This window comes from Beutenbergia cavernae DSM 12333, from assembly GCF_000023105.1.
In the GTDB taxonomy this organism is placed as follows: Bacteria; Actinomycetota; Actinomycetes; order Actinomycetales; family Beutenbergiaceae; genus Beutenbergia; species Beutenbergia cavernae.
Genome location: NC_012669.1, coordinates 2,000,648 through 2,012,301, shown reverse-complemented (window position 1 = coordinate 2,012,301; position 11,654 = coordinate 2,000,648). Strand labels below are relative to the sequence as shown.

The window sequence follows — 11,654 nt, the reverse complement described above, 5'->3', positions numbered from 1 at the left end:
GGCGCAGTGCCGTGCACAGCCGACTCAGGCTACCTGGTGGCGGACCGGCCGGTCAGCCCATGAGTGGACCCGGAGTGAACCTCCGGTGAAGGTCGGCGGGAGGTCTCACACGCCGGCGCGCTCGGCCTCCTCGTCGAGGATCGGCAGGTCGTCGGCGGTCACGAGCCGTGAGGCGACGGCGTGCTCGACCAGCCGGGCGCGCCGGTTCACCGCGAGTCGGCGGGGACCTCCGCGCAGGCCGCGGACGCCGGTCCGGCTGAGCTTCTCGCAGACGTTGTCGAGCTTGCGGTTGAAACGGGTGAGGTTCCAGCCGAGCCGCGCGGCGGCCTGCGCCGACGTCGGGATCGATGCCGTGCTCCCCCGCCCGCGCAGCACCGGTTCGGCCAGCGAGACCACGAGCGCCCGCTGCGTCGGCGTCAGCGCGACCGGCCCGATCGTGGTCTCGCCGACCTCGATCTCGTCGGACGCCGTGCTGTCGTAGGCCGGCTCCTCGCCGGCGATCGTGAGCTCGTACGTCGTCGGGCCGGCCGTGAACAGGACGGTCGTGCGCGCGAAGACCAGCGGCAGCCGGGCGCCCGGAGCCACCCACGCCTGCACGTTGCCGCCGGGGTCGGCCACCGTGGCCGAGATCCGGCTGCCCACGTTCTCGAGCCACCACAGGCCGTCCCGGTGCACGAGGCGCAGGAACCGGCGGTGGAGGTACGGGTTGTCGTCGATCTCGAGGTCGCCCTCACGACCGATCGTGAACGGCTCCGCCTCGTCGAGCGTGAACCACTCGCCGCAGAACTCCAGCTGCATCGACATCACTCGCCCCGATCCTGCCTCAGCCAACGCAGGCGCTCACCGGGCCGGAGAGCCGTCCTCCGGCGTCCGCCCGCGTCCGCACCTCGACGCACACCGTACCGGTCCGGTCCGTCAGCGTCAGCGGGGAGGCGTCGACCGGTTGAGCCCGCCCGTCGCCGCCCACCTCGGTCCAGCTGAACGAGTAGTCGGCGGGGTCGACGTCGTCGGGCAACGTCCATGTGAACGTCACGTCCTCGCCGTCGCGCACGCCGGCCAGGTCCTCGGGCTCGGGCACCGCGACGACCGGCGGGGGCGCCGTCGGGTCGTCCGGCGCCGTCGAGGTCGGCGGCTCGACGGGAGTCTCGGCGCCGCGGTTGACGAGCACGACGACGACGAGCGCCGCGAGCACCGTGACCGTCGCCGTCGCCCACACCCACCAGCGCGTGCGCCGGCCGGCGCCGGAGGGAGCCGCCGGGTCGTGCCCCGGCGGTGCGGTGGGCTCGGTCGGAGGCGGCACGGTGTACCCGGCGAGGAACGGGTCCGGCGTCGCCGCCCCCTGCTGGCGGGTCGCGACCGAGCCGCCGAGCACCGTGTGCTCCAGCGGGTCCACCCGCGGCACGGGGTCCACGGTGGTGACGGCCCGCACGCGCGTCGCGTTCTCCTCGCTCGCGGCGACGGCGTCGGCGATCCACGACGTGTCCGGCACGTCGATCGGCGTCGGGGCCAGGCGCAGCTCCTGCTCGACCTGCTGGAGGGCGCGCGCGAAGTCGAGCGCCGTGGCGTACCGCTGCGACGGATGCTTGGCCAGCCCGCGCTCCAGCACGCGCTCGAGGCTCGCCGGCACGTCCTGGCGGCCGATCGGCGGCACCGGCTCCCGCTCGATCCGCGTGATGAGGTCGAGCGCCGTGTTCGATCCGCCGACCCGTTCGAACGGCGACCGGCCCGCGAGGATCGTGTAGATCGTCGCGGCGAGGGCGTAGACGTCGGCGGCGACGCCGCGCGGGGCGTCGTCGGCGAAGAACTCGGGGGCGGCCCACGGGATCGACATGCCGACCTCGTCCCCCGCGGAGTCAGCCCCGCTCGCGAGGACCGAGATCCCGAAGTCGGTCAGCGCCGGCCAGCCGTAGTCGTTCGTGAGGACGTTCGCCGGCTTGATGTCGCGATGGAGGATGCCGGCGCGGTGGGCGGTCTCGGCCGCACCCGACAGGCGGACGCCGATGCGCAGCGCCTCGGCCACGCCGATCCGCTCCTGCCGGTAGCGCACCGACAGGTTCGGCCGCGAGCAGTACTCCATGACGAGGTACGGCCGGCCGTCCTCCGCCGTGTCCGCGTGGTAGATCGTCGCGATCGCAGGGTGGGTCGACAGCTGGGCCATGAGGTTCGCCTCGGCGGCGAACTGGGCGCGTTCGTCCGGGCCGTCCGCGTGCGCGAGCAGGACCTTGACCGCGACCCGGCGGCGCGGCATCGCCTGCTCGTACAGGAACACGTCGGAGAAGCCCCCCGACCCGAGGAGCTTCTCCAACCGGTACCCCGGGATCGACGGGGGCGGAGACGGGGCGCGCCGTGGACTCATCGCCCGTCGTGGGCCGGACCGCCGGCACCCCGCTCGAGGGTGATGATCGCGCCGTCGCCCAGGTCGACCTCCGTGCCCACCGGGATCGGCACACCCTCACCGGGGTGCAGTCGCTGGGCGGGCTGACCCGGACGCGTCACCACGGTGCCGTTCGTCGACCGCAGGTCGGTGACGATGACGTAGCCGCCCTCGACCCGGATCTCGGCGTGCGTGCGCGAGATGTCCTGCTCCGGGCTCGGCACCGGGACGAGCCGCGGCGGGGTCGGTCCGTCGAAGCGCGGGGACTCCGGCGCGCGACCGACGAGGACCGGCCGGTCCAGGTCGACCCGCGCGCCGTGGGCGAACGACAGGACGTATGCCGGCGGTGCCGCGCTCTCCGGCTCCGGAGCGGGACCGACGCCGCCGCCCTGACGTTCCGGGAGCTCCTCGGCGAGCAGGGTCTGGCCGTCGTGATCGCCGCCGGCGGCCGCGGCGGGCGCGTCGGACGGCTTGGGCGGCGGCGTCGGGAGCGGCGGCGCACCGGGCACCGGCGCGGGAGCCGCGGGCACGGAGTCGATCATCGCGCCGGGCGCCGCGGCCTTCGGGAGAGAGCCGACCATGATCGTCGACTCGGCCCCCTCATCGACGTCGTCCGGGTCGTAGCTGGCGAACGTGTCCTCGCTGACCTCCGGGTCCGCGGGCTCCGGCTCGGTCTCGGGCTCCAGCTCGACAGGCTCCGGCTCCGGCTCCGGCTCCGGCACGGCCTCGAGCTCGGTCTCGGACTCCGAGTCGAGCTCGACGTCGAGTTCCGACTCGAACGCGGGCTCGGGTTCCGACTCGTTCTCGGGCTCCGGCTCCGACTCCGGCTCCGGTTCGTTCTCGGGCTCCGGCTCCGGCTCCGGCTCCGGTTCGGCCTCGGGCTCCGGCTCGACCTCGGGCTCGGGTTCCGGCTCGACCTCTGCCTCCGCCTCGGCCTCGAGCTCGCTCTCGCCCTCCGCGTCGCGCTCGGGCTCCGGCTCGCCGTCGGCCACCGCCTCGACGGCGTCGACGGATTCCGCCTCGGCCTCCGGCCCGGCGACGGGCTCCTCGGGTGCGGGGACGGCCGGGAACGGCACGGCAGTGACCGGGGGAAGCGTCTCCGTCACCGCGCCCGCCGCACCGAGCGCCGTCGTCGCCCCGTCGGTCGCGTCCACCGACGCGTCGTCGCTCTCCGGCTCCACTGCGCTTGCGCCGTCGGCGTCGAGCTCGGCAGGCACGAGCAGAGGCGCGGCGACGGTGCGCGTCGGTCGCACGGTGACCGTGTACTGCACCTGGGCCGCGCGAACCACGCCGGCCTCGAGGGGCAGGTCACCCACGCCGTCGGCCGCCTCCGGCGTCCGCACCACGATCTCCCGGCCCTCCGGCGCCAGCTGCTCCCGCCACGTCGCGACGTCGCGCGCGTCCAGCGAGTGACCGTCGATCTCCACCACGAGGTCCCCGCGCAGGAGCGCCCGCACCCCGTCCGGGGTGACCTGGACGAGCGCGAACGCGGGCAGGGCGGCGAGCCCACCTCCGGCGAGCAGCTCGACCCACGACGTGACGTCCGAGCCCGCCTCCACCTCGTCCCAGACGCGCAGCACCGTCAGCGGGGCAACGCTCGGGTCGAGCACCACCACCGCCTGCGGTGCCACCATCGCCGTCCACGTGCCGGGCACGTACGTTCGTGGCCTCATGACACAGTCACCTCTTTCTGGGGCTCCCGGGGGATCGTGTCCTCGTTCTCGTCCGCGCCGTCGGACCGCGGGGCGGTGGACGTGGCAGCGTGCCACGCCGCGCCGCCGGAGTCCACGACGAGCACCGTGACGTTGTCCCCCGCTCCACCCCGCACGGCCCGGGACAGCAGGTCCGCGGCCGCCCGCTCCGGACGCGGCACGGCGCGCAGCACCGCGGCGATCTCCGGGACGCGTAGCTCACCCGTCAGGCCGTCGGAGCACATCATCAGCCGGTCGTGCTCGCCGCACGGGAGCATCCAGAAGTCCGCCTCCCCCGCCGCGCCGGTGCCGATGGCGCGCGTGATGACGTTCCGCTGCGGGTGGTGGTCCGCCTCGGACCGGTCGATCGCTCCCGCGTCGACGAGCTCCTGGACGACCGAGTGGTCCACGCTGACCTGTTCGAAGTCGTCACCCGCGAGCCGGTACACGCGCGAGTCGCCGATGTTGAAGACGAGCCAGTACGGCGTCCCCGCCTGCTCCGTGAGGATCGCCCCGGACACGGTGGTCCCCGCCACGACCTTCCGCGCATGGGCGGGGTCGAGCCGGTCCACGCTCTCGCGGATGAGCTCGCGCGCGTGCTCGACGGCGCGCCGGACGTCGTCGGGTCGCGCGGGCTCGGCGGCGCCGCGCCGCAGGAGGTCGTGCGCGAGGTCGGTGAACGCCTCGACGACCGCCGCCGACGCCATCTCACCCTTCTCGTGCCCGCCCATCCCGTCCGCGACCAGGAACACCGGGGGTAGGGCGAGGACGGCGTCCTCGTTGACGGTGCGCACGCCCCCCGTGTCGGTGGCGGCACCCCAGGCCGTCGCCATGCCGGTCCTCCTCGCCGTTGCCTGGGCGAAATCCTAGTTCGGTCAGGCGGACCACCCTGACGGGAGTCGCCACACGGTGAACGAGTCGACGTGTTCGACGAGCACGTACCCGGCTGGTGAGATGTCGACGACCCATCCGCCGTCGAGGTCGAGCGACCACCTCTCCGCCCCCGACCGCGGATCGATGACCACCAGCCTCGACCCGTGCCGGCTCGGCGTCGTCGCCCCGAGCAACCGGCCGTCCGTCCACCGCGGCGACCAGCCCGAGACCGGCTCGCGGGTCCACAGCTCGCGACCGTCCCGCGCGTCGCGTGCGTCCACGCCGCCGCCCGGTCGGACGAGCAGGACGACACCGCCCACGCTGATGACCTGCTCGAGCGCCTCGTCCGTGCGCCAGAGCACTGTCCCGTACTCGTCGGTCACGACCGTCCCGTCGGCGTCGATGAGGAAGTGCGGTGCCCGGCCGGGTGCCCCGTCGAGCGCGGGCAGCAGCGCACCGCGCGGCAGCTGACCCAGGGCGGAACCGTCCATCCCGTGCACGAGGACCGGCCCGCCCGGCCGGGACGCCGCCCACACCGTGCCGCCGTTCGCCGTCTGCAGGTGAGCCGGGTCGAGCCAGGTGCCGTCGTCGGCGTCGAGGGCGAGAGCTGCCTCGCCCGACACGACGACGAGCCCGCCGGCCGTCGACATCGACGCCGGGGAGGTGCCCGGCGAGGGGACCACCACCGACCACTCCGGCTCCCCCACCAGGCCCCTGCTCTCCACGGTGGCCGACCCGATCCGGTCCATCCGGAGTTCCACGGTCCGCACCACCCGGCCCGGCACCGTGTCCACGACGACGACGTGCTCGCCGTCGCGCCGCTGCGTCTCGCCCGTCGCGACGTCGACGGTGAGGACCTCGCGGTCCTGGCTCCCGAGACCCGCCCCCACGAGGCACGCGACGACCTCGCGCGCCCCGACGCCGCACGACTCGACGTGCTCCTCCAGACGCCAGCGTTCGGCACCGGTGTCGAGCTCGTACGCGGCCACGCCGCCCGGCCCCCACGTCACCACGGCGTCGGGGGCCAGGAACGCGTCAGCGCTCGTGGCGTCACGCGCCACGCTCTCCCACACCAGGTCCGGACGGCGTGAGAGGTCCGCCACGAGATGGTCGACGCTGTCGGGGGGCGTCGGCAGGAACGCGACGCCCACGACGGCAAGGACCACGGCTACCGTGCCCCAGCCGAGGACCGGGGCGAGCCGCGACGGTTCCGGACCACCCCCGCCGGTGCCGCCCGCGCGCGAACGAGCGCGCCCGGCGTCCTCGGCGCCCGCCAGGTCGAGGTCGAACTCGACGTCCCCGCGGGGGTTCACCCCACGATCGTCCCTCACCAGAGCGGTGAGTACACCCCCCAGTAGGCGGCGACGAGCAGCAGGGCGGCGGAGCCCAGGTGCACGCACAGCCACCCGAGCCCACCGACGACGCCGAAGGCCCGCACACCGCCCGTGCGCAGCGTCCTGACAGCCGCCCCGACGGAGACGACGCCGAGAGCCGCTGCGGCGACGCCGAGAGCCTGCAGCGCCACCCAGCCGCCCCACACGAACAGGTCGTTCTGGCGGTAGTTCAGCGCGAGCTGGGCGATCTGGTAGACGTACCCCAGGAGCACGACGACGGTGCCCAGCGTCACCGCCGCGAACGTTCCGGAGCGGCGGGCCAAGGGCGGCGGGAGCGTGTGCGCGGCGCGGCCCCGGATGCGCGCCACGAGGCGCGCGGCGCCCCAGAGGATGGGCCCGAGGGCGAGCACGAGCACGGCCCCGAGCGTCGTCCACACGAGCATCTGACCGTCGGCGAACCAGCGGGGGGTCGGGACGACGTCGGCGACGTAGCGCTGGACGGGCGTGTCGCCGGCGATCTGCGGGCCCAGCTGCGTGGTGCCCACGGGGTCGAGCATCCAGCGCGCCAGACCCTCGAGGAACTCCTCGACGAGCGGTCCGGTCGAGCTGCCGTACCGGATCCCGTGGTTCGCGCCGGCGTAGTAGCGCAGGAGCACGGAGTCGCTGCCCCCGGCGACCTGGTCCATGACCTGCAGGGGTCCCTGGACGATGGGCATCGAGGCGTCGTCGGTCCCGTAGGCCATGAACACCGGCTGCGTGACGCGGGTCATGTAGGGCGTGGCGTCGAAGTCCACGTAGTCGAAGCCGCCACCGGGCACGTGGACGCCCGTCGCCCGCGGGATCGCCCGCATGAGCCCCGGCGGCACACCGACGTTGCGCAGGTAGGAGTCGGTCGCGAACGCCGCCTGGACACGCGGAGCGACCACCGGCGCGGAGATGAGCGCCATGAAGTCGATGGCCGGATCCTCGGCGGCGAGCACGGGCGCGATCCAGGCCCCCTCGCTCTCGCCGTAGATCCCGACCCGGTCGGGGTCCACACCGGGGAGCGCACGGACAGCCTCCACGGAGGCGTGGTAGTCCCGAGCCATCGCCACGTAGTCGCGCTCGTTGGTCGTGTACGTGTCGAGCCGCTTGTCCGGGACCAGTGCCACGATCCCCGCGCTCGCGAGCGCCCTCGCCTGCTCCGTGAACGCCGTGTGGTGCCCGGTGCCCGCGCCGTGCAGGAAGACGACTCCCGGCAGCAGCCCCGCCGCACCGATCGGCTCCATGATCTCGGCCGCCACCTGCGCGCCGTCGAGCTGCACCTCGACGAGCCGCGACGTCGTCGGGTACGTGCCGACGACGGCCGGCGCCACGGGGTCGCCGACGGCGGGGTCCGGGGTCTCGGGGTCGGCCGTCACGGTGAGCGGCTTGGGCCGCCAGGACGGCCCGGCGAGGGCGCCGGCGGCGCCCAGCGCGACGACGACGACGGCGACGATCGCCACGCCCTTCACCGGGACGCGTCCGAGCGCGCGCGCCGCCCGCTCCCGCAGCCCGGTCGTCCGTCTCAGCACACGACCCTCCCCTGATCCGTCATCCTCGCCCCCGACGGTCAGAAACCGAGCCGCTCGAGCTGTTTCGGGTCACGCTGCCAATCCTTGGCGACCTTCACCCGCAGGTCCAGGAACACCCGGGCACCGAGCAGCGCCTCGATGCCGTGACGCGCCGTCGTCCCGACGTCCCGCAACCGGGAGCCCTTCGCGCCGATGACGATCGCCTTCTGGCTGTCCCGCTCCACGAAGATGTTGACCCGGACGTCCAGCAGGCCGGAGCCCGCGCCGTCCTCCTTGCCCGGTCGCTCCACGATCTCGTCGACGACGACGGCGAGCGAGTGCGGCAGCTCGTCGCGGACGCCCTCGAGCGCCGCCTCCCGGACGAGCTCGGCGACCATGACGTGCTCGGGCTCGTCGGTCAGCTCGCCGTCCGGGTAGAGCGGCGGGCTCTCGGGCAGGTGGCCGAGCAGGACGTCGGTGACGACGTCGACCTGGTACTGCTCGGTCGCCGAGACGGGCACGATGTCCGCCCACCGTCCGAGCCGGTCGATCTCGGCCAGGTGCGTGACGAGCCGCTGGCGCGACACCGTCGCGGCCTTCGTGGCGAGCGCGACGACGGGGGTCCGCACGTCCTCGAGCTGACGCGCGATGTACGCGTCGCCGGGGCCGACCTTCTGGTCGGCCGGCAGGCAGAACGCGATGACGTCCACCTCGGCGAGGGTCGCGAGCACGAGGTCGTTGAGACGGCGTCCGAGCAGCGTGCGCGGCCGGTGCAGCCCCGGCGTGTCCACCAGCACGAGCTGCCCGTCGGGGAGGTGCACGATGCCGCGCACCGTGTGGCGCGTGGTCTGCGGCCGGCCGGACGTGATCGCCACCTTCGTCCCGACCAGGGCGTTGACGAGCGTGGATTTCCCGGCGTTCGGGCGGCCGACGACGCTCGCGAAGCCGGCCCGGAAGCCTTCGGGGACGTCGGGGCTGACGAGCGACCCCGCTGGCATGCCGCTCACCGCCCGGCGAGGAAGGTCAGCAGCAGCTTGCGCTGGAGGTCGAACATCTCACGTTCCTCGTCCGGCTCGGCGTGGTCGAAGCCGAGGAGGTGGAGGATCCCGTGCGTCGTGAGGAGCAGGAGCTCCTCCTCGGTGCTGTGCCCGGCGGTCCGCGCCTGCTCGGCGGCGACCTCAGGGCACAGGACGACGTCGCCGAGGACTCCCGGGCCGGACGGCGCGTCGTCGCGCCCCGGCCGCAGCTCGTCCATCGGGAACGACAGCACGTCCGTCGGCCCCGGCTCGTCCATCCAGCGCTCGTGGAGGTCGGACATCGCCGGGATGTCCACGAAGAGGATCGACAGCTCGGCCTGGGGGTGCACGTGCAGCTGGTCGAGCACGTAGCGCGCCAGCGCCGCGAACTCGGCCTCGTCGACGGTGACCGGCGACTCGTTGCTGACCTCGGTGCTCACGCCGGAGCCTCCCCGGAGCTGCGTGGCGCCCGGCGTGGCGCGGCGCTGCGGCCGCGCGGCTGGGGCGGCAGGTGGTGGCCCTCGCTCTCGTCCCAGCGGGCGTACGCGTCGATGATGTCGCCCACGAGACGGTGGCGGACGACGTCGGCCGACGTCAGGCGGCAGAACGCGACGTCGTCGATCTGGTCGAGGATGTCCTGGACGACGCGGAGGCCGGAGTGCGTCCCGGCGGGCAGGTCGACCTGGGTGACGTCGCCCGTGACGACCATCTTCGAGCCGAACCCGAGCCGCGTGAGGAACATCTTCATCTGCTCGGCCGAGGTGTTCTGCGCTTCGTCAAGAATGATAAAAGCATCGTTGAGCGTTCTACCACGCATGTAGGCGAGAGGCGCCACCTCGATCGTGCCGGCCGCCATCAGACGAGGGATCGTGTCCGGGTCGATCATGTCGTGCAGCGCGTCGTACAGCGGACGCAGGTACGGGTCGATCTTGTCGTTGAGCGTGCCGGGCAGGAAGCCGAGGCGTTCGCCCGCCTCCACGGCCGGCCGCGTGAGCAGGATGCGGTTGACCTGCTTCGACTGCAGCGCCTGGACGGCCTTTGCCATGGCGAGGTACGTCTTGCCCGTGCCGGCAGGGCCGATCCCGAACACCACGGTGTTGCGGTCGATCGCCTCGACGTACTCCTTCTGACCGACGGTCTTCGGGCGGATCGTGCGACCCCGGCTGGACAGGATGTTCATCGTCAGCACGCGTGCGGGGCTCTCGGCCGTCGGCGACGTGAGCATCGAGATGGCACGCTCGACGGCGTCGGCCGTGAGGGGCTGCGCGGTCGCCGCGATCTCGGTGAGCTCGTCGAGCAGGCGCTCCGCGAGCGCGACGTCGCCCGGACGGCCGATCAGCGTCACCACGTTGCCGCGCACGTGGACGTCGACGGCGGGGAAACCGCGCTCGATCGCGCGCAGCACCTCGTCGCGGCGGCCGAGCAGCGCGACCATCGAGACGTCGTCGGGAACGGTGATCTGATGGCGGACCTCCGCCGACGGCGAGGTCGGGGGGTTCGACGCCCCTGCCGTGCCCGCCGCGTCGGGTCGGTCGGCCGTGGCGTCGGTGGGCACGATGCGTCTCATGGTGGGGGCCGGTGGCCCTGGATCTCCTCGGTCGGGGTGGGCTGCGAGTCTATCGAGACGCTCGCGTGGCGGCACGGTGTTTGCGCACCGTGGCGGGCGTGGACGACGGCGAGGGCCGCCGCGTCAGCGGCCCGCCAGCTTGTCCCGCAGCCGGGCGAACATCCCAGGTCCGGCGGGCGCCAGGCGCGCCTCCGGGCGCTCCTCCCCGCGGAGTGCGGCGAGCTCGCGCAGGAGCTGCTCCTGGCGCTCGTCGAGCTGGGTCGGCACCTCGACGTCGACGTGCACGTGGAGGTCGCCGCGCCCGCCGCCGTGCAGCCGCCCGACGCCGAGACCGCGCAGCGTCACGACCTGCTCGGGCTGCGTCCCCGGGCGGATGTCGACCTGCTGGGCGCCGTCGAGCGTCTCGAGCTCGAGCACCGTGCCGAGCGCCGCCGCCGTGACCGGCAGCGCCATGGTGCAGTGCAGGTCGTCGCCGCGCCGGGTGAACACCGGGTGCGCCCGCTCCCGGATCTCGACGTACAGGTCGCCCGCGGGCCCTCCGCCGGGGCCGACCTCGCCCTGGCCGGTGAGCTTGATCCGGGTCCCGGACTCGACGCCCGCGGGCACGTCGAGGCCGATGGTGCGCCGGGTCCGCACCCGGCCCTCCCCGGCGCACTCGGGGCACGGGTCCGGGATCGTCGAGCCGAAGCCGCCGCACGCGTCGCACCGCTGCGTCGTCATGACCTGGCCGAGGAACGAGCGCGCGACCCGCTGCACGGAGCCGCGCCCGCCGCACACGTCGCACGTGCGCGGGCCGGTGCCCGGGCGGGAGCACGTGCCGTGGCACGTGCCGCACATGACGGCCGTCTCGACCTGGAGGTCACGGTGCGTGCCGAACGTGGCGTCGGCGAGGTCGACGTCGATCCGCACGAGCGCGTCCTGGCCACGGCGTGCCCGCGGCACCGGCCCGCGGGCGGCCGGACCGCCGGACGCCGCGCTGAAGAACGTCTCGAAGATGTCCGAGAACGCGAACCCGGCACCGGCGTCGCCGCCCATCCCGTTCATCCCGGGCATCCCGCCCATGTCGTAGGCTCGACGCTTCTCCGGGTTGGACAGGACCTCGTGCGCGGCCGTGATGTCCTTGAACCGCTCGGCCTCGACCGGCCCGGCGACGTCCGGGTGGTGCGTCCGCGCGAGCTTGCGGTACGCCCTCTTGATCTCCTCGGTCGTCGCGTCACGGCTGACGCCCAGGACCTCGTAGTAATCCGTCACGTGTGGCTTCCTGCTC

Annotated in this window: 10 protein-coding genes; all 10 read right to left on the bottom strand. The window is 73.9% G+C overall.

Annotation, left to right across the window (positions count from 1 at the left end; genetic code table 11):
- Positions 1–105 precede the first annotated feature (105 nt).
- A complete protein-coding gene (locus tag BCAV_RS08855; protein WP_015882254.1) occupies positions 106–798 on the bottom strand; it encodes an FHA domain-containing protein in 693 nt (230 codons plus the stop codon).
- A gap of 25 nt (positions 799–823) precedes the next feature.
- Complete coding sequence (locus BCAV_RS08850) at positions 824–2,356, bottom strand: serine/threonine-protein kinase (RefSeq protein ID WP_015882253.1); 1,533 nt, start codon at positions 2,354–2,356, stop codon at positions 824–826.
- Positions 2,353–4,047, bottom strand: coding sequence for an FHA domain-containing protein (locus BCAV_RS08845; RefSeq protein ID WP_015882252.1), 1,695 nt, complete (start codon positions 4,045–4,047; stop codon positions 2,353–2,355). Before BCAV_RS08845 ends, BCAV_RS08850 begins: the two co-directional genes overlap by 4 nt.
- On the bottom strand, positions 4,044–4,898 hold the full coding sequence (locus BCAV_RS08840) for a PP2C family protein-serine/threonine phosphatase (protein ID WP_015882251.1): 855 nt from the start codon (positions 4,896–4,898) through the stop codon (positions 4,044–4,046). Before BCAV_RS08840 ends, BCAV_RS08845 begins: the two co-directional genes overlap by 4 nt.
- A gap of 42 nt (positions 4,899–4,940) precedes the next feature.
- Positions 4,941–6,251, bottom strand: a complete 1,311-nt coding sequence (locus BCAV_RS08835; protein ID WP_015882250.1) for an outer membrane protein assembly factor BamB family protein — start codon at positions 6,249–6,251, stop codon at positions 4,941–4,943.
- A gap of 14 nt (positions 6,252–6,265) precedes the next feature.
- Complete coding sequence (locus BCAV_RS08830; RefSeq protein ID WP_050761705.1) at positions 6,266–7,825, bottom strand: alpha/beta hydrolase family protein; 1,560 nt, start codon at positions 7,823–7,825, stop codon at positions 6,266–6,268.
- A gap of 38 nt (positions 7,826–7,863) precedes the next feature.
- Positions 7,864–8,802 carry a GTPase Era gene (gene era / locus BCAV_RS08825; protein ID WP_015882248.1) on the bottom strand — a complete coding sequence of 313 codons (939 nt, stop codon included), beginning with the start codon at positions 8,800–8,802 and terminating at the stop codon, positions 7,864–7,866.
- A 5-nt stretch (positions 8,803–8,807) separates the two neighbouring features.
- On the bottom strand, positions 8,808–9,260 hold the full coding sequence (gene ybeY, locus BCAV_RS08820; RefSeq protein WP_015882247.1) for an rRNA maturation RNase YbeY: 453 nt from the start codon (positions 9,258–9,260) through the stop codon (positions 8,808–8,810).
- Positions 9,257–10,387 carry a PhoH family protein gene (locus BCAV_RS08815; protein WP_015882246.1) on the bottom strand — a complete coding sequence of 377 codons (1,131 nt, stop codon included), beginning with the start codon at positions 10,385–10,387 and terminating at the stop codon, positions 9,257–9,259. Before BCAV_RS08815 ends, ybeY begins: the two co-directional genes overlap by 4 nt.
- 123 nt (positions 10,388–10,510) lie before the next feature.
- Positions 10,511–11,638 (bottom strand): molecular chaperone DnaJ, encoded by a 1,128-nt coding sequence (gene dnaJ, locus BCAV_RS08810; protein ID WP_015882245.1) that lies wholly within the window; start codon positions 11,636–11,638, stop codon positions 10,511–10,513.
- Between the last annotated feature and the right edge of the window lie 16 nt (positions 11,639–11,654).

Bases quoted from the DNA above. Each gene is read 5' to 3' on its own strand.
- BCAV_RS08850 (WP_015882253.1), bottom strand. From the start codon at position 2,356: ATGAGTCCACGGCGCGCCCCGTCTCCGCCCCCGTCGATCCCGGGGTAC.
- era (WP_015882248.1), bottom strand. From the start codon at position 8,802: ATGCCAGCGGGGTCGCTCGTCAGCCCCGACGTCCCCGAAGGCTTCCGG.
- BCAV_RS08815 (WP_015882246.1), bottom strand. From the start codon at position 10,387: ATGAGACGCATCGTGCCCACCGACGCCACGGCCGACCGACCCGACGCG.
- BCAV_RS08855 (WP_015882254.1), bottom strand. From the start codon at position 798: ATGCAGCTGGAGTTCTGCGGCGAGTGGTTCACGCTCGACGAGGCGGAG.
- BCAV_RS08840 (WP_015882251.1), bottom strand. From the start codon at position 4,898: ATGGCGACGGCCTGGGGTGCCGCCACCGACACGGGGGGCGTGCGCACC.
- BCAV_RS08845 (WP_015882252.1), bottom strand. From the start codon at position 4,047: ATGAGGCCACGAACGTACGTGCCCGGCACGTGGACGGCGATGGTGGCA.